Origin of the sequence: Aquaspirillum serpens DSM 68, assembly GCF_000420525.1 — a bacterium.
Classification (GTDB): Bacteria; Pseudomonadota; Gammaproteobacteria; order Burkholderiales; family Aquaspirillaceae; genus Aquaspirillum; species Aquaspirillum serpens.
The window spans coordinates 1-17,627 of sequence record NZ_ATVC01000003.1 but is presented as its reverse complement, the minus strand read 5'-3'; the positions used below and the strand labels follow the sequence as shown (position 1 = coordinate 17,627).

General features: G+C 50.5%; 16 protein-coding genes. 10 read left to right on the top strand and 6 right to left on the bottom strand.

Translation table 11 applies throughout. The features are described from left to right. Positions 1–57: 57 nt before the first annotated feature. The 6 genes from ahcY (at position 58) to G465_RS0100950 (ending at position 6,253) form a co-directional block, all read left to right on the top strand. On the top strand, positions 58–1,464 hold the full coding sequence (gene ahcY, locus G465_RS0100980; RefSeq protein ID WP_022652610.1) for an adenosylhomocysteinase: 1,407 nt from the start codon (positions 58–60) through the stop codon (positions 1,462–1,464). Positions 1,465–1,541: 77 nt separating this feature from the next. Continuing rightward, on the top strand, positions 1,542–2,378 hold the full coding sequence (gene metF, locus G465_RS0100975) for a methylenetetrahydrofolate reductase [NAD(P)H] (RefSeq protein ID WP_022652609.1): 837 nt from the start codon (positions 1,542–1,544) through the stop codon (positions 2,376–2,378). Positions 2,379–2,408: 30 nt separating this feature from the next. Beyond that, entirely contained in the window at positions 2,409–2,975 is a 567-nt protein-coding gene (locus G465_RS0100970) for a TIGR00645 family protein (RefSeq protein ID WP_022652608.1), read from the top strand. Between the two features lie 61 nt (positions 2,976–3,036). Next, positions 3,037–3,786 (top strand): 23S rRNA (guanosine(2251)-2'-O)-methyltransferase RlmB, encoded by a 750-nt coding sequence (rlmB, locus tag G465_RS0100965; protein ID WP_022652607.1) that lies wholly within the window; start codon positions 3,037–3,039, stop codon positions 3,784–3,786. An 83-nt stretch (positions 3,787–3,869) separates the two neighbouring features. Further along, complete coding sequence (locus G465_RS0100960; protein ID WP_027405051.1) at positions 3,870–5,249, top strand: MFS transporter; 1,380 nt, start codon at positions 3,870–3,872, stop codon at positions 5,247–5,249. 200 nt (positions 5,250–5,449) lie between these two features. Further along, on the top strand, positions 5,450–6,253 hold the full coding sequence (locus G465_RS0100950; RefSeq protein WP_022652604.1) for a flagellin N-terminal helical domain-containing protein: 804 nt from the start codon (positions 5,450–5,452) through the stop codon (positions 6,251–6,253). A gap of 87 nt (positions 6,254–6,340) precedes the next feature. On the opposite strand, the gene G465_RS16305 is transcribed toward G465_RS0100950, so the two are convergent. The 6 genes from G465_RS16305 to G465_RS0100925 form a co-directional block, all read right to left on the bottom strand. After that, positions 6,341–6,520 (bottom strand): helix-turn-helix domain-containing protein, encoded by a 180-nt coding sequence (locus G465_RS16305; RefSeq protein ID WP_281166760.1) that lies wholly within the window; start codon positions 6,518–6,520, stop codon positions 6,341–6,343. Between the two features lie 124 nt (positions 6,521–6,644). Next, positions 6,645–7,052 (bottom strand): nucleoside diphosphate kinase regulator, encoded by a 408-nt coding sequence (gene rnk / locus G465_RS0100945; protein WP_022652603.1) that lies wholly within the window; start codon positions 7,050–7,052, stop codon positions 6,645–6,647. Positions 7,053–7,190: 138 nt separating this feature from the next. Beyond that, positions 7,191–8,618, bottom strand: coding sequence for a threonine synthase (gene thrC / locus G465_RS0100940; protein WP_022652602.1), 1,428 nt, complete (start codon positions 8,616–8,618; stop codon positions 7,191–7,193). Further along, positions 8,618–9,928, bottom strand: coding sequence for a homoserine dehydrogenase (locus G465_RS0100935; RefSeq protein WP_022652601.1), 1,311 nt, complete (start codon positions 9,926–9,928; stop codon positions 8,618–8,620). Before G465_RS0100935 ends, thrC begins: the two co-directional genes overlap by 1 nt. A gap of 119 nt (positions 9,929–10,047) precedes the next feature. After that, positions 10,048–11,295, bottom strand: a complete 1,248-nt coding sequence (locus G465_RS0100930) for a pyridoxal phosphate-dependent aminotransferase (protein WP_022652600.1) — start codon at positions 11,293–11,295, stop codon at positions 10,048–10,050. A gap of 331 nt (positions 11,296–11,626) precedes the next feature. Next, on the bottom strand, positions 11,627–12,544 hold the full coding sequence (locus G465_RS0100925) for a LysR substrate-binding domain-containing protein (protein WP_022652599.1): 918 nt from the start codon (positions 12,542–12,544) through the stop codon (positions 11,627–11,629). A gap of 393 nt (positions 12,545–12,937) precedes the next feature. On the opposite strand from G465_RS0100925, the gene G465_RS0100915 reads away from it, so the two are divergent. The 4 genes from G465_RS0100915 to G465_RS0100900 all read left to right on the top strand — a co-directional run bounded on the left by G465_RS0100915 (position 12,938) and on the right by G465_RS0100900 (position 17,417). Continuing rightward, positions 12,938–14,122 (top strand): acetyl-CoA C-acyltransferase family protein, encoded by a 1,185-nt coding sequence (locus G465_RS0100915; protein ID WP_022652597.1) that lies wholly within the window; start codon positions 12,938–12,940, stop codon positions 14,120–14,122. Positions 14,123–14,436: 314 nt separating this feature from the next. Then, entirely contained in the window at positions 14,437–16,602 is a 2,166-nt protein-coding gene (locus G465_RS0100910; RefSeq protein ID WP_022652596.1) for a heavy metal translocating P-type ATPase, read from the top strand. 21 nt (positions 16,603–16,623) lie between these two features. Continuing rightward, the gene (locus tag G465_RS0100905) at positions 16,624–16,830 is read left to right on the top strand and encodes a heavy-metal-associated domain-containing protein (protein WP_022652595.1); all 207 of its coding nucleotides are present in this window, start codon (positions 16,624–16,626) and stop codon (positions 16,828–16,830) included. Between the two features lie 143 nt (positions 16,831–16,973). Then, positions 16,974–17,417, top strand: coding sequence for a hypothetical protein (locus G465_RS0100900; protein ID WP_022652594.1), 444 nt, complete (start codon positions 16,974–16,976; stop codon positions 17,415–17,417). Positions 17,418–17,627: the final 210 nt, after the last annotated feature.

The following is a 17,627-nucleotide window of genomic DNA, read 5'->3' as shown; positions in this document are numbered from 1 at the left end:
CCGGTACGGGTTGCGGGTGAACCGCATCCCTCCGGCCACCGCCTCTATGGAGTGTTCATGAACGCTGTGGCTGATAAAGATTATGTTGTTGCTGATATGTCCTTGGCTGATTGGGGTCGTAAAGAACTCAATATTGCCGAAACCGAAATGCCAGGTTTGATGGCGGTGCGTGAAGAATACCGTCACCAACAACCCCTGCGTGGTGCGCGTATCGCCGGTTCTTTGCACATGACAGTGCAGACCGCTGTTTTGATTGAAACCTTAACTGCCTTGGGTGCGGAAGTGCGCTGGGCATCATGCAATATCTTTTCTACCCAAGATCATGCGGCTGCTGCGATTGCTGCCTCTGGTGTACCTGTCTTTGCCGTCAAGGGTGAGACTTTAGATGAGTACTGGGAATATTCCCACCGCATTTTTGAATGGCCAGAAAACCAACCCGCCAATATGATTTTGGATGATGGTGGTGATGCAACGCTGTTGTTGATTTTGGGCAGCAAGGCCGAACACGACCGCAGCGTAATTTCGCATCCCACCAACGAAGAAGAAACCGCGCTGTTTGCCGCGATTGCCCGTCATTTAGATCAAGATCCACATTGGTACTCTAAGCGTCTGCAACATATTCAAGGCGTGACCGAAGAAACCACCACCGGCGTACATCGTCTCTACCAGATGGCCGAGCGTGGCGAATTGCCATTCCCAGCGATTAACGTCAATGACTCAGTGACCAAGACAAAATTCGACAACTTATATGGTTGCCGTGAATCGCTGGTTGATGGCATTAAACGTGCAACCGATGTGATGATTGCCGGTAAGGTTGCCGTGGTATTAGGCTACGGTGATGTGGGTAAAGGATGTGCTCAATCGTTGCGTGGCTTGGGTGCTACGGTGTGGGTGACCGAGATCGATCCGATTTGTGCTCTGCAAGCGGCGATGGAAGGCTATCGTGTGGTGCGGATGGATGATGTCTGCGACAAAGCTGATATTTTTGTGACTGCCACCGGTAATGTGTCGGTGATTACCCACGACCACATGAAAAACATGCGTCACAACGCCATTGTTTGCAATATCGGTCACTTTGACAGCGAAATTGAAGTGGCCTCGCTGCGTCAATACCAGTGGGAAAACATTAAGCCGCAAGTCGATCACATCATCTTCCCAGATGGCAAGCGTGTGATTCTGTTGGCCGAGGGCCGCTTGGTTAACTTAGGGTGTGCCACCGGTCATCCTTCGTTTGTGATGTCCAACAGCTTTACCAACCAAGTATTGGCACAAGTTGAGTTATTCACCAACGGTCAACAATATGCTAACCAAGTGTATATTTTGCCAAAACACTTGGATGAAAAAGTTGCTCGCTTACATCTGGGGCGGATTGGTGCTGAATTGACCGAATTGTCGGATGAGCAAGCGCGTTATATCGGTGTCGAAAAACAAGGCCCATACAAAGCAGCGCACTACCGCTACTAAACCATGAGCTGCATCTAACAGAGACAGCGCCTCGGCGCTGTCTTTTTTTAATCAAATCGCTGTCGGGGGATCTATTGATGAGCCAAACCAAACCCACTATCAGTTTTGAATTTTTTCCGCCAAAAACCCCTGAGGGGATGACCAAACTTCGCACCACACGGCAACAGCTGGCACAGTTTCAACCGGCTTTTTTCTCTGTTACTTTTGGTGCGGGTGGTACCACGCGAGATGGGACATTGGCGGCGGTGTTGGACATTCGTAGCGAAGGTCTGGCTGCTGCGCCACATTTGTCTTGTATTGGTTCTACCCGTGAAAATATCAGTGCCATCTTGCAAGAGTATCGTCAGCATGGCATCCGCCATATTGTGGCGTTGCGCGGCGACATTCCGTCAGGGATGGGGACGTTTGGCGAGTTTCGCTATGCCAATGAATTAGTCAGTTTTATTCGTGAACAGCATGGTACTCATTTCCATATTGAAGTGGCGGCTTATCCTGAATACCACCCACAAGCGACCACCGCCCATGCCGACATTCGTAACTTTGTGCGTAAAGTCGAGGCTGGGGCTGATTCTGCGATTACCCAATACTTTTTTAATGCCGATGCTTACTTTGCCTTTGTTGATGAAGTGCAAGCTCTTGGGGTGAATATCCCGATTGTGCCGGGGATTATGCCAATCAATAACTTTAGTCAATTAGCGCGTTTCTCTGATACCTGCGGTGCAGAGATTCCACGTTGGTTACGCTTGAAATTGCAATCGTATGCCGATGATACGGCTTCGATTCGTGCATTAGGGTTGGATGTCATCAGTGCACTGTGTGATCGCTTATTAAGCCAAGGCGCACCAGGTTTGCATTTCTATACCTTGAATCAGGCAGGCACTGTCTCTACTATCTGCCAGCGCTTAGGTTTGTAATCGATTTTGTTTCACCATTAGGAATTCAGCATGACACCATCCGAAGGACAACGCACCGCTGTACCGGTGTATCAGCAAGAAGGGGTAAAAGGGAAAGTTGCCGCACTGATTTTTTGGAGTCGCTGGTTACAACTACCGATTTATTTAGGTTTGATTGTGGTGCAGGGCGTTTACGCTTGGAAATTTCTCAGCCAGCTCTATCACCTACTTACCCAGCTCGATGTGCTCACGGAAACAGAAATCATGTTGACGGTGTTGGCATTGATCGACGTGGTGATGATTGCCAATCTGTTGTTGATGGTCACCGTCGGGGGCTATGAAACCTTTGTCTCAAGGTTGCGGGTGGATAACCATCCCGATCAACCAGAATGGTTAGATCATGTGAACGCCTCGGTATTAAAAGTGAAATTGTCGATGGCGATTATTTCGATTTCTTCTATTCACTTATTGCAAACCTTTATCAATGCTTCTCGCTTGGATGAGCATACGATAAAATGGCAGTTGTTCTTGCACTTAGCTTTTTTACTCTCGGCGGCAGCCATTGCCTACACCGATAAGCTATTGCATTCCACTGTTGTTGCTCATCATCCGCACTAATCCTGTGCTGGCGCGAGTGTGAGGATAACGCCCGCTCGCGCATATCAAAGAAAGTTGCTCTGTGTCTCGTCCCACTCAACTGATTCACGGCTTTCATGCAGTGAATGCCCGTTTATTTCAAAACCCCGACAGTATTATTGAACTCTATTGTGCCAATGGTCGTCACGATAGCCGGATGCAAGAAACCATTGCACAGGCGGAACGGGCTGGGGTGCGGCTGCATTACCTCGATAATGCGCGTTTAGATGGCATGACCGGCCATGCACGTCATCAAGGCGTTGTCGCACAGATTGATCCCCGCCGCCATTATTTGACTTTGGACGATGTGCTGGAAAACCTGCAAGAAGCCCCTCTGTTATTGGTACTAGACGGCGTTACCGATCCTCATAATCTGGGGGCATGTTTGCGTGTTGCCGATGCAATGGGCGCTCATGCTGTGATTGCGCCAAAAGATCGTTCAGCTGGGCTGAATGCCACGGTGAGTAAGGTGGCATGTGGCGCAGCGGAAGTTGTGCCATATATCACAGTAACCAATTTGGCGCGTACTTTGCGCGAGCTAAAAGAGGCTGGCGTGTGGATTGCTGGTACCGCAATGGAAGCGAGCACCGATCTATTCCATTTCCAACATACCGGCCCATTGGCTTGGGTGATGGGGGCTGAAGGCGAAGGAATGCGCCGGCTGACGCGTGAAACCTGTGATGTACTGGTATCGATTCCGATGTTTGGCTCTGTTGAAAGTCTAAATGTCTCGGTGGCCAGCGGCATGGTGTTGGCTGAAAGCCGCCGTCAACGGGTATTAGCTGTGTCGTAAGCCACAAGGAAACAGTGATAACCCACCACGAAAGCACACCACCTTTGGTGGTGGCTTTCTCTTTTTATGGAACGATCAATCGCATGACCGCACTTGAACTGCGCGCCAGTCTAGGACTCGCAGGCTTATACGCCCTGCGTATGTTAGGGATGTTTTTGATTTTGCCGGTGTTTGCCTTATATGCCCACACCCTTCCGGGCGGTGATGAACCGCTGTGGATCGGGCTGGCATTAGGCAGCTATGGCCTGACCCAAGCTTTGTTGCAATTGCCCTTTGGGATGTGGTCGGATCATATTGGCCGCAAACCGCTGATTTATCTCGGTTTAATCCTGTTTGCCATCGGCAGCTTAATTGCTGCATGGGCGCCGGATGTGGTGTGGTTGACAGTGGGGCGCGTGATTCAAGGGGCAGGGGCGATTTCAGCCGTGATTACTGCGTTATTGGCTGATCTGACCCGTGAAGAAAACCGCACCCGCGCTATGGCAATGATTGGGATGACGATTGGCCTGACGTTTGCCTTTAGTTTGGTATTGGGCCCGTTGCTCACCCGCTATATTGGCGTCCCCGGTATTTTTCTGCTGACAGCGGTGTTGTGTGTGTTTGCGCTGCTTGGGGTGTATTGGATTATTCCTAATCCAGTGGCGACCCGTTTTCATTCTGATGCCGAAGCCTCGCCAGCACGCTTACCTGCTGTGTTGCGCAATCGTGAGTTGTTGCGTCTGAACTTTGGGATTTTTGCGCTACATGCGGCACAAATGGCGATGTTTGTAGTGATTCCGTTTTTGTTAACGAAAACCGGCGGTTTAGATCATGATCATCATTGGCAGGTCTATTTGCCCGTGGTGGTGCTGGGTTTTGTGTTGATGGTGCCGGCGATTATCTACGGTGAGAAAAAGCACCGTTTGAAACAGGTTTTTGTGTTTGCCATTAGTTTGATGTGTATTGCACAAATCAGTATGGCGTTGTGGTTAGATAGCTTTGCGGCGATTGTGGCGGCGTTGGCATTATATTTTATTGCTTTCAATATCTTAGAAGCGACTTTACCCTCTTTGGTGTCTAAAATTGCCCCTGCCGAGGCAAAGGGAACGGCGATTGGTGTATATAACACGGGTCAATCGTTGGGCTTGTTTGTCGGGGCCAGTGTCGGGGGGGCGTTATATGGTTGGTATGGCAGCAGTGGGACGTTTGCGTTTTGTGCGGTATTGATGGTGATTTGGTTGTTACTTGCTATCCGTATGACGCCACCGCCTGCGGTGCGAACTCAGTTGTATCATATCGATCCTGATTTTATTGCGCGTCATTGGCAAGGGAATGCGGCGGCTTTGTCAGCGCAGTTGGCGCGTTTTGAGGGGGTATGTGAGGCGGTGGTGATTGCGGCTGAAGACGTGGCGTATCTTAAAGTCCGGCAGGGGACGTGGGATCAAGCAGGGGTTGAGGCATTGTTACAAATTAAAGCGTCTTGATGAGTAGAGATGTTGGATGGGAAAAGTGGCCGGATGTACGGCCACTTTTTTTTTGATGCATCGTTTGGTGATGTTAGCTTTGTTGGGACGGCGTAATCTACGGAATCAGAATTTAAATGTATTTTTTATTGTATAAATAATTTTTATGTCTTAATCTTACCATTTAACTAACACCAACTGTAAAACTAAGGATGCCATCTATGCGTATTACTAACGATCTTCTCCGTCAACAACGTTCGATTGCCGAAGCAACCGCACAATCTGACAGAACCAACTCAGACAAACTAGTTGCACGCATGGCAGCAAATATCGGTAAGGATTCTACGGCCACTATTCAGAATGCTATCAATCAACAAAGAAATAATAGCCGTAACTCTGAGATTGCTTTGTCATCAACCGCAGAAGGCGGTTTGAAAGAGATTAGTGACAACCTGCAAGGTATGCTTAAGTTGGTACAAACTACCAATTCCAGTACAACTTCTAATGATCGTGAGGCGGTTCAAAAAGAACTAGTCCAGTTACAAGACGATATTAAGCGAGTTGTGACAAACACCAGTTACAACGGCACCAAGTTATTCGATGGTTCGTTTAATGCGAATGAACAGTCTACCTTTGGCGCTGCTGTGTTCTCTGCTGTTGCCTCGACGAGTGAAATTGTTAAAGGTGTCTATGACTTAACAGTGACAGACCCTTCGAGTAGTAACCCTGCTGATACAGCGACCCGTTTGAATGATGCGATCAAGAAAGTAGATCAACTACGTGCCAATCTGAGTGATCCCCGCTCCTCGCAAGAGCGTCCTACCCTAGTGCCTGCTGCAGCAACGGAAACAGCAACATCTGCAAATCTTTTGACGTTGGAGGAAATACAAAAAGAAAGGGAAAGAATCAAAGGGGAAATGGGAATGGCAGAGAAACGCACTGCAGAAGTAATTTCAGGAAACCGTTGGACATATGAGTTGGGTAATCAACTGGCTAATGGAAAAAGTATTGACCTGAAGGCATGATACGGTGTTATTTGGTTAGGTTGATAGTTGATTTCCTCCCCGTTCTAAAGAGCGGGGATTCCTGCTGCCAGACGGCGAAGTGAGTGATTAGCTTAAGGCCCGTAGAACGGCTTGGGGTTCTTTGGCTACGACATGCAGTAATGCAAGCGCAGGGCCATGTGGTTTTCGATCTCCGCGCTCCCAATGACGAAGCGTACCTAACCTAATACAAAATTTTGCAGCAAATTCCATTTGCGTTAAACCTAGACTGGAACGCAGCTTAGCCACTGCCTCGCCCCCACCGCAATTTTCGGACCCGTCCTTCCCAGTCTCAAGACTGGCGAGCGAAAGCGAGAGGGCGGGGAAGAGGTCAATTAAATTTTAAACCCTGCTCATGCAAATCCCACTAAGGCTACCGCGTGAATTCCCCTGCTGCCTCTGGTTGATACAACACATCCAACACCTTAATTCGATGTGTATTGCCAGAGGGTAACGGCCAATCAATCTCTTGCCCGACTGACAAACCAAGTAATGCCGAGCCAACGGGCGCTAATACTGACAAACATCCCTCACCACCATCTTGCGGATAGACAAGGGTATAATTCATCTCTTGCCCAGTGCTGATGTTCAATAAGCGGACACGCGAATTCATCGTTACAACACCGGCAGGGATCTCTTGTGGATCGACAATATCCGCCCGATCAATTTCTGCCTCTAAGGCAACGGCGGCTGGGCTGTGTCGCCACTCGGCGTTTTGTAACAGCTTTTCCAAACGCAACACATCAAGGCTGGACAAAATCAGAGAAGGGGGGGTAGACATAAAATAGCTCCTCACACTCTGCCCTGCTTCAGGATTGAAGCGAGGTCAGCAAAAAAAGAAAACGCCCACCGCAAAACGGTGGGCGGATAAGACTCAAATCATCAAGGGCAGTGTAACAGTTTGCCTGTTGATTGGCGACTATTCGCTATGGGCAACAATAAATTGTTTCACCTGTTCGACATCTGCCGGCATGACTGTGATACGCTGGGGCAATGTTTCTAAATCAGCCAACCCTTGTGGTGCGGCGGGGCTTTGTTGTAGAGCTTCTTGAATCGTCTCGGCAAACTTCACCGCCTGTGCCGTTTCCAACACCAACACCGGCATCCCCGTTACCGCGATTTCACGAGCGACCTTGATACCATCTGCGGTATGGGTGTCGATCATCAAACCATCCGAAGCAAACACACTGCGAATCGTGGCTAAACGATCGGCGTGGCTGCTCTTCCCCGAAACAAAGGCAAATTGCTCCAACTGTGCCCATTCTGGACTGCTGCTGAGATCAAACCCACCCTGATCCACCTGCTGCCACAATTCCGCCAAGCGTGCTGGATTGCGGCCGACTAAATCGAACACAAAACGCTCGAAGTTCGAGGCCTTGGAAATATCCATCGAAGGGCTAGAGGTGACGAAGGTTTCTGCCGTTCCACGCGGACGATAGGCTCCCGATTTAAAGAACTCATCTAACACATCGTTTTCGTTGGTTGCCAAAATCAGCTTACCAATCGGCAGCCCCATCATGCGGGCGATATGGCCGGCACAGATATTGCCAAAGTTACCCGAAGGTACACAGAAGGCAACTTGCTGGCTGTTATCTTGGGTGGCGGCAAAATAGCCTTTAAAGTAATACACCACCTGTGCCGCAATCCGCCCCCAGTTAATCGAATTCACCGCGCCGATTTTATAACGTGCTTTGAAGGCGTGATCGTTTGACACTGCTTTGACGATGTCTTGCGCATCGTCAAACATCCCTTCCACGGCAATGTTAAAGATGTTTTCATCTTGCAAGGAATACATCTGTGCCCGTTGGAAGGCGCTCATTTTGCCGTGTGGAGACAACATAAACACACGCACACCACGTTTGCCGCGCATGGCATATTCTGCTGCCGAGCCTGTGTCACCGGAGGTTGCACCGAGGATATTGATTTCCTCGCCACGTTTGGCCAACACATATTCAAACAAATTGCCAAGCAACTGCATGGCCATGTCTTTAAAGGCCAGCGTAGGGCCATTCGATAATTCGAGTAACCCAATGCCCTCTTTTAACCAAGTGATGGGGGTGATATCGGCTGCTTTTTCTGGCTGTCGGGCATAGCCATACACCTCGGCGCGGTAGGTGCGTTGGCAAATGTCGCGCAAGTCTGCTGCAGGGATATCGGTTGCAAACAGGCTCAGAATTTCAAATGCCAAGTCAGCATACGACAGCTGACGCCAAGCCGCTAACTGCTCGGCGGTGACCTGTGGATACTGCTCTGGCAGGTATAACCCGCCATCTGGGGCGAGACCACCGAGCAAAATATCAGAAAAAGATTGGGCCGGTGATTGACCGCGAGTCGAGAGATAACGCATTAACCTAATGCCTCCAAACGCAGACGAGTGACATCACCACGCACCACTGACAAGGCAGTGATTTTCTCGAGTGCGGCACTCATGTGTTTTTCGAACGTGCGATGAGTCAGAATAATGATATCTGCCTGATCAGCGCCTTCCGCTGGTTCACGCTGCAACATGGCGTCGATACTGATGCTGTGATCGGCCAAAATGCGCGTTACATCAGCCAAGACACCGGGCTTGTCTTCGACGGATAAACGCAAGTAGTAAGCGGTTTCCACTTCACCGATAGGCAGAATAGGCAATTCAGCCAATTGATCGGGTTGGAAGGCCAAGTGTGGCACACGGTGTTCTGGGTCGGCGGTATGTAAGCGAGTCACGTCCACCAAATCAGCAATCACTGCACTGGCGGTTGGCTCTGCCCCTGCCCCTTTACCGTAATACAAGGTGGCGCCAACGGCATCCGCTTGTACCAACACCGCATTCATCGCCCCTTCAACATTGGCAATCAGGCGTTTTTCTGGCACTAAGGTGGGGTGAACACGCAACTCGACACCGGCTTCGGTACGGCGAGTGATGCCTAACAATTTAATGCGATAGCCTAATTGTTCTGCATAGCGAATATCTTCCGCTTTCAGCGACGTGATGCCTTCGATATGGGCTTGGTTAAATTGCACCGGCGTACCAAAAGCCAAAGCCGACAGCAGGGTGATTTTATGTGCAGCATCAACCCCTTCAACGTCGAAAGTTGGATCGGCTTCGGCATAGCCCAAGCGTTGGGCTTCAGCTAACACTTCATTAAACGACAAGCCTTTGTCGCGCATTTCCGACAAAATAAAGTTGGTGGTGCCGTTGATGATGCCGGCGATCCATTGGATACGGTTGGCCGATAAGCCTTCACGCACCGCTTTAATGATAGGAATCCCACCGGCAACGGCGGCTTCAAAAGCCACGGTCACGCCTTTTTCGCGTGCAGCAGCAAAAATTTCATTGCCATGTACGGCCAACAACGCTTTGTTGGCGGTAACCACATGTTTGCCATTGCGGATGGCTTCCAACACCAATTCTTTGGCAATGCCATAGCCACCGATCAGCTCAACCACGATATCAACATTCGGGTCACGCACCACAGCAAACGCATCATCAGTGATGGTGGCGGCATCGCCGACAACGGTACGAGCGAGGTCGAGGTTTTTATCTGCCACCATCGTAATTTGAATAGGACGGCCAGCGCGGCGGGTGATTTCTTCTTGGTTACGATTCAAAACAGTAAAAGTGCCACCGCCAACGGTGCCGATGCCTAATAGGCCAACTTGGATGGGTTTCATAGTATTTTGTGCGCGAGAAGCCCCGCCGACTGTCAGCGGGGAGGGATAGCATAGTATGCCGTGCATACTCTGTTTCTCGCGATCTCCTTAAAAGTAACGAGCTATCCTAGGTTAATAAATTAAGCGTGGCTCACGGCGGTATCGGTGCCGTGGCGCTTGCGATAGTGTTCTAAGAAACGGGTCAGGCGGGTCAGGGCATCGCGCAAATCATCGACATTCGGCAGGAATACCACACGGAAGTGGTCGGGTTGTGCCCAGTTAAAGCCGCTGCCTTGTACCAGCAAAACTTTTTCCGCTTCTAAAAATTCGAGAATCAGCTGTTGATCATCCGCCACCGGATAGATTTTGGGATCAAGACGGGGGAAGAGATACAACGCGGCTTGCGGTTTGACACAGCTCACGCCTGGGATGGCATTGAGCATTTCCCATGCTAGATCGCGCTGTTTAGTCAAACGCCCTTGTGGTGCAACCAAATCGTCAATGCTTTGATAACCGCCGAGTGCGGTTTGAATGGCAAATTGCCCCGGCACATTGGCGCACAAACGCATCGAGGCCAGCATATTCAGGCCTTCAATGTAATCTTTGGCATGACGTTTCTCGCCAGAGACAACCATCCACCCTGCACGATAGCCACACGCCCGATAGTTTTTCGACAAGCCATTGAACGTGATAAATAAAACATCATCGGCCAAGCTGGCAATCGACACATGTTTTTGGCCATCAAACACCACTTTGTCGTAAATCTCATCGGCATACACAATGAGTTGGTGCTGGCGCGCCAGTTCCACCACTTCGCGCAGGAAAGATTCAGGATATAAAGCGCCTGTTGGGTTGTTTGGGTTGATTAACACAATGGCGCGGGTGCTTGGGGTGATTTTGCCGCGAATATCGTCTAAATCGGGCAACCAACCATTATTTTCGTCACAGATATAGTGCCGAGGGGTGCCACCGGCAAGGCTGATAGCCGCTGTCCATAAAGGGTAATCTGGCGACGGGACTAACACTTCATCACCGCTGTCTAACAGCGCCTGCATTGCCATCACAATCAGTTCTGACACACCATTGCCGATGTAAATATCATCAATTTTCACACCCGCAATACCTTTTTGTTGGGTGTAGTGCATGATGGCCTTGCGTGCTGCAAACAAGCCTTTTGAATCAGAATACCCTGACGCATCGCCCAAATTGTGCATCACATCGACCACAATTTCCTCGGGTGCTTCAAAGCCAAATGGCGCAGGGTTACCGATATTGAGCTTGATGATACGGTGGCCTTCTTCTTCCATTTGTTTGGCGCGTGCCAAAACTGGGCCACGGATGTCGTAACAAACATTAGCCAGTTTGTTAGATTTCAAAATAGGTTGCATAGTGACTGACCTTATCAAAGCAGTGGCAGGAGTGGGACTCTTTGCCACAGAAACAGGGGGACGGCGACGTTGTTTGCGTTGTCGCCAAGTGGGCGCAGCATTCACTGCATAGCCATCATGGCAAGCATCATCGGGGCGGCGGCTCGCGCCGCAGTCGCTCGGGCGCAGGGGTTCAGGTCAGTCACAGCCAGCCAGCCTCGTAAACACGCTTGCATGAGAAATACTCCGAATAAGTCAGGTAAAAAAACGTGGCATTCACCTGCGTCAAGCAGGGCGCATAATCCTAACGCAATCTGTGTTGCGACGCACTAGGCATAGTGGGCTAATTGCATTAGGGAATGCGGCTTTCTCGTTGTAAACAGCCTTGTGCCAGCGATTCGCGACATAAACGAAGAAAATGTTGCAGGGCGGGGGTGAGGTATTTATCGCGATGATAAACCAATAAAAATTCCCGTCGTAGGTCTAACCACGGTGCCGCTAACTTGACCAGACTGCCGCGCCGAAACGCCTCACGCAGTGCCAATCCCGACACACACCCCAACCCAAGCCCCGATTCCACCGCACGTTTAATCCCTTCGGTATGTTCCAACTCAAGGCGGATGGCAATGGGTAATTGATGGGCGGCACGCGCTCGATCAAAGGCCTCGCGGGTACCCGATCCGGTTTCACGCACAATCCACGTTTCACGAGCAAAATCGCGTGGTGAGAGCTGTCCTTGTTTGGCCAGAGGATGGTCGGGCGCACAAAAAATTTCCAAACTGTCCCCGCCCCACGATTCTGTTATCAGCTCAGGATGATGACATTCACCCTCAATCAGGGCGACATCCAAGGCAAAACACAACATTCTTTCAACAATGTGCCGAGTGTTAGCAACTTCTAGGCTCACACGGCTGGCGGGATGTTGTTGCATATACTCCGCCACCAACCCAGTGACCAAATAATTGCCCAACGTTAAGGTTGCTCCAATTGCCAATGGTCCACAGGCATCTTGGCTTTTCATCAAGGCTTCAAGCGCGGCAGCGCGATCTAGCCATTCTTCTGCTTGTGGCTGTAAAGCATGGCCTAAGGCATTGAGGCGCAAGCGTTTTCCTACACGGTCAAATAACTGAATCGAAAACTGCCGTTCTAATTCACACAGTGCGCCACTTACCGCAGAAGGCGACATGGCAAGGCTTTCCGCTGCGCGGGAAATGCTCTCATAACGGGCGACATGAACAAACACTTGTATCTGTTTTAACGAAAAATGCATTAAATTAAGCCCTCGTGCTCAACGATGACCCTTACTCGAACGTGCAGAAAGTCTCGGAGTTTAGTCCGAGGTCAAGCGCGCGGATGCTAAAAGCGGCCTATCAATGGCATTTCTTTTGTGCTTCAATAACGGGACACCGCTCAAGGAGAAAGCCATTAGGCAATGAGTGGTGTTAAAAAAACCTATCAAACCCAAACGTGTTCGTGCTGTGGTGCAATACCCACCAGCAGTCCGAAAGGTAGGGCAAGTTTGCGAATAAGAGAATAGGTTTGCAGCGAATGCGGTGCAATCACCAAAGCTGCAAAAAACATTCTTGCGGCGGGACTTCGCCGTCTTGTAGAAGGAATCTCCGTTCTTTAGAACGGGGAAGAAGTCAAGTAAAGGATAAGAAAAATGACGTTGCCTGAAATTTTTGTGCTGTCTGGTGTGCGTACTGCCATTGCTGACTATGGTAGTGCTTTGAAAGACTTTGCACCTAGCGAACTGGGTGCACAGGTAGTGAAAGAAGCGATTAAACGCGCTGGTGTTGCCGCAGAAGACATCGACCACGGTGTGTTTGGTAATGTGCTGCATACTGAAGCTCGCGATATGTATGTGTCTCGTGTGTCATGCCTTAACGGTGGTATGAGCCATGCGTCGCAAGCCTTAACCGTGAACCGTCTGTGCGGTTCCGGTATGCAGGCGATTGTTTCTGCGGCGCAGATGCTGGCGCTGGGTGATGCCGAGTTGGCGATTGCTGGTGGGGCTGAATCGATGAGCCGTGCCGGTTATTTATTGCCAGCTGCGCGTTGGGGCGCTCGGATGGGGGATAGCAAAATGGTGGATATGATGGTCGGGGCATTGACCGATCCATTTGACACCGTCCACATGGGGATTACTGCAGAAAATATTGCAGCTAAGTGGGGTTTCTCCCGTGAAGAGCAGGATGCGTTTGCGGTTGAATCACATCGCCGCGCCGTGGCTGCGATTGCTGCCGGTCATTTCAAAGAGCAAATTTTGCCAGTGGAATTAGTCACTCGCAAAGGCACGACATTGTTTGATACTGACGAACACCCACGCGGTGACATCAGTGCTGAAGGATTGGCCAAACTGCGCCCAGCTTTCAAGAAAGATGGTTCTGTGACAGCGGGTAATGCGTCGAGCTTGAATGATGGCGCGGCTGCAATTGTGTTGGCAACTGCCGCTGGCGCGAAAAAATCGAGTGCCCAGCCGCTGGGTCGTTTGGTGTCGTATGGGATTGCTGGTGTCGATCCTGCTTTCATGGGTGAAGGCCCGATCCCTGCTGTGGCGCGTGCTTTGCAGCGTGCAGGGCTGTCAGTGAATGATTTGGATGTGATTGAATCAAATGAAGCCTTTGCTGCACAAGCGTTATGTGTCACACGCGGTTGTGAGTTTGATCCTGCCAAAGTGAACCCAAATGGGGGGGCAGTGGCATTGGGTCATCCGATTGGCGCGACTGGTGCGATTCTGACGGTGAAAGCGTTGTATGAGCTGCACCGTATTGGCGGTCGTTATGCGTTGGTGACCATGTGTATCGGTGGTGGCCAAGGGATTGCCGCGATTTTCGAACGCGTATAATCGTGTTGTGTGGTGGATGTGGTGATACCGCCGTATCCGTCACACCACCATCAAAAAAACCGCCGCATCCTTGATTGGGTGGGGCGGTTTTTTGTTGTTGCCAATTCAGCCTTTAATTAAAAAATCAAGCCTAAACCGCTAATTGCCGAGTGGATGGGCTTTTAGCGTGTTATCAAACGAATGAGTGGTTCCGTTTTCTGCAAAAACCAGTTCTGGTTTTGATTAAATCATCGGTATGCTGCCTGATCGGGTGCTCTCTGCGGCTGTGACCCAATATCATGGGTTGGGCGATTCGATTTTAAAACAGGACTAATATGGCTTACTCGGTACGACATTTTTCCATTCAAGGCATGACATGTGCCGCTTGTGCAGCGCGGTTAGAGAAAGTGTTGAACCGCTTGCCGAATGCTGAGGCGAATGTCAATTTTGCTGATGAAACGGCGCATGTCCGTTTTCCTGACCAACATCCCATCACCCCCGAACAAATCTCCGCTGCGATTGCGCGTGCTGGTTTCTCTGGACAAGAACAAGCAGACGATTGGCCGGCCCCTGCTGCACAAGAACACGCATCACAAGAACAGCGCATATTGTGGTTGGCATTGCTATTGACTGCACCATTCGTTGTTGAAATGGTGGCGATGCTTGTTGGGCATCACGGTGTGGTGCCTGCGTTATGGCAATGGTTATTGGCAACGCCAGTGCAATTTATTGTCGGTTGGCGTTTTTATCGTGGTGCATGGGCAGCGTTGCGCGGCGGTGGGGCGAATATGGATGTCTTGGTGGTGCTGGGGACATCGATGGCATGGCTGTGGTCGAGTTGGGTGTTGTGGAGCGGTGCAACACATCACCACGCGCTATATTTTGAAGCCTCGGCGATGGTGATTAGCTTGGTGTTGCTGGGTAAAACCCTCGAAGCCCGCGCCAAGCGGCAAACCACGGCCGCGATGAACCATCTGTTGCAACTGGCACCGGCGACAGCACGGGTTGAACGGGATGGCATGGTGCAAGAATTACCGATTGCCAGTTTATTGGCGGGTGATCGGGTCTTGGTGGCTCAGGGCGACACCTTGCCGGTGGATGGTGTGGTCGTGGCGGGACAAGCTGCGTTGGATGAATCGCTGTTGACCGGTGAAAGCGTGGCAGTAGAAAAACAACAGCAAGATAAGGTTTTTGCCGGTACTCGGGTGCAATTGGGTCACTTAACCATCGCGGTTGAACGTGCTGGTCGTGAGACGCAATTGGCAGCGATTGTGCGCCGTGTGGCAGAAGCACAAGGTTCCAAAGCACCTATTCAAGGATTGGCAGATCGGGTGTCGGCGATTTTTGTGCCGGTGGTGGTGGTGATTGCTTTGTTGACTTTTGGATTGACAGCTTTTTTTACCGGCGAATTAGAACAGGCGCTGATTCATGCGGTGGCGGTGTTGGTGATTGCGTGTCCCTGTGCGCTGGGCTTAGCCACACCAGCGGCAATTATGGTCGGAGTCGGCCTAGGCGCACAGCGCGGGATTTTATTTCGTAATGCCGCTGCACTCGAACGCGCCGCCCAAGTGGCCGTCTTGGCGGTCGACAAAACCGGTACGCTGACTTTAGGGCAACCGGTGGTGCAACATTGTCATGTGTTGGCTGCTGATTTAGATGAAAACACCGTCTTCACCCTTGCCGCGTCACTGGAGCAAAATGCCACGCATCCCTTAGCTTCGGCGATTTTGCACGAGGCACAGCAACGTCAACTGCGGCTACAGCCGATGAGCGAGTGGCAAACGACAATTGGACAAGGGATTGCTGCTTATGATGAACAAAACACCCATTGGGCTTTGGGCCGTCCTCACTGGTTAATGTCAACGCCGCCGGCGTTATCTTTGATGCAATCGTGGCAAGAAGCAGGTTGCAGTGTGATTGCGTTGGCACGAAATGCTGAGATCGTGGCTTATCTCGGTCTTGCCGATCCTCTGAAACCGCAGGTAAAACACACTTTGCAACAGCTGGCCGCACAAGGGGTGCAGACTCACATGCTCACTGGCGATCAAGAAAAAACCGCTTTGGCGATTGCAGCACAGGCAGGCATGGCTGCAAGTCAAGTTCACGCTGCTTTAACCCCTGCCCAAAAAGCGGATTGGGTACAACAAGCACAGCAACAAAATCAGGTGGTGGCGATGGTGGGGGATGGTGTGAATGATGCGCCTGCTTTGGCGATGGCTGATGTCAGTTTTGCGATGGGCAGTGGCAGTGATATTGCGATGGAAACGGCGGATGTCACTTTAGTGCAAGGTGATATTCAACATATCCTCGACGCGATTCGCCTATCTCAAGCCACATTGCTTACCATTCGTCAAAATCTGTTTTTTGCATTTATCTACAATGTGCTGGGTATTCCGCTGGCAGCGTTTGGTTTGTTAAATCCGGTGCTGGCAGGGGCAGCAATGGCGTTGAGCTCGATTTCTGTTTTGACCAATGCCTTGCGTTTGAAACGGTTTCGTTAATTTCATGATGGGGAATCAAAGATGGAACAAATTCGTGTTCGGGTTGAGGGTATGACGTGTGGTGGGTGTTCGAAGCGTTTGCAGGGGTTGTTAGCTGCTGTGGCGGGTGTCAGCCAAGTTGAAGTCAGTCACGAACGTGGTGAAGCCGTTGTCGAGGCGGATTTGTCGCAAGTGTCATTGGCACAGTTGCACGCCGTGATTGAAGACGCCGGTTTTGATGTTGTATAAAAAATTTGTTTGGGGGTGGATGTGCTACGCTTATCCACCCTACATTGGCTGCACATCCGTGCAGCAAGCGATGTTGGATATTATGAGCAGGAACGATGTTGCACAGCAGGGCAGTCGCCCTAAAACAAAGTTAGGAGATCTTGATGGCGTTCTCTCGACACGAACTAAGGCTGAGAGCATTCCAGCGGGCCGCAGATGTTCTGTATTCGTTTTGGGAGGAGCAGAAGGACAATAACCCACGATCTGTGGCCGTTCACTCCAGGGTCTTTGATACGCTCATTAACAACGAATACATAGAGCTTAATCGAAAGGCGCCCGGGAGAACCTATCGTGAGCACGTTGTTCCATGCGCATACATACGCAATCTGGCATTCGATATGTACTGGCGAGGGCAGCAACCTAATGAAGTGGCGACGATGATAGGACGCCTCCTGCGCATTGCCTACATATCAACCGAGCAGGCTAGAGCAGTGGATAAACTACATAAACACACCATGCCGAATGATTGGGATTCTGAAACAGGCTCAATCCTGGTGCGGCTGGAAATCGCTGGTATCTCTATCGAAGATGCAATAGAGACCACCTAACCATTTGCTGCAGTTTTGTAGGGTGGATAAGCGTAGCGCATCCACCAAATCACTCTGGTTTTGATGTTATTGTATAAAAAATTTGTTTGGGGAGTGGATGCGCTACGCTTATCCCCCCTACGTTATTTGTTTCGCAATCTTTTTTTTCGGCAATTCCATGCCGTACGTAAACATTCAGATCACCAAAGGTGCAACACGGCAGCAGAAGGC

Bases quoted from the DNA above. Each gene is read 5' to 3' on its own strand.
- ahcY (WP_022652610.1), top strand. From the start codon at position 58: ATGAACGCTGTGGCTGATAAAGATTATGTTGTTGCTGATATGTCCTTG.
- metF (WP_022652609.1), top strand. From the start codon at position 1,542: ATGAGCCAAACCAAACCCACTATCAGTTTTGAATTTTTTCCGCCAAAA.
- G465_RS0100970 (WP_022652608.1), top strand. From the start codon at position 2,409: ATGACACCATCCGAAGGACAACGCACCGCTGTACCGGTGTATCAGCAA.
- G465_RS0100960 (WP_027405051.1), top strand. From the start codon at position 3,870: ATGACCGCACTTGAACTGCGCGCCAGTCTAGGACTCGCAGGCTTATAC.
- G465_RS0100950 (WP_022652604.1), top strand. From the start codon at position 5,450: ATGCGTATTACTAACGATCTTCTCCGTCAACAACGTTCGATTGCCGAA.
- rnk (WP_022652603.1), bottom strand. From the start codon at position 7,052: ATGTCTACCCCCCCTTCTCTGATTTTGTCCAGCCTTGATGTGTTGCGT.
- thrC (WP_022652602.1), bottom strand. From the start codon at position 8,618: ATGCGTTATCTCTCGACTCGCGGTCAATCACCGGCCCAATCTTTTTCT.
- G465_RS0100935 (WP_022652601.1), bottom strand. From the start codon at position 9,928: ATGAAACCCATCCAAGTTGGCCTATTAGGCATCGGCACCGTTGGCGGT.
- G465_RS0100930 (WP_022652600.1), bottom strand. From the start codon at position 11,295: ATGCAACCTATTTTGAAATCTAACAAACTGGCTAATGTTTGTTACGAC.
- G465_RS0100925 (WP_022652599.1), bottom strand. From the start codon at position 12,544: ATGCATTTTTCGTTAAAACAGATACAAGTGTTTGTTCATGTCGCCCGT.
- G465_RS0100915 (WP_022652597.1), top strand. From the start codon at position 12,938: ATGACGTTGCCTGAAATTTTTGTGCTGTCTGGTGTGCGTACTGCCATT.
- G465_RS0100910 (WP_022652596.1), top strand. From the start codon at position 14,437: ATGGCTTACTCGGTACGACATTTTTCCATTCAAGGCATGACATGTGCC.
- G465_RS0100905 (WP_022652595.1), top strand. From the start codon at position 16,624: ATGGAACAAATTCGTGTTCGGGTTGAGGGTATGACGTGTGGTGGGTGT.
- G465_RS0100900 (WP_022652594.1), top strand. From the start codon at position 16,974: ATGGCGTTCTCTCGACACGAACTAAGGCTGAGAGCATTCCAGCGGGCC.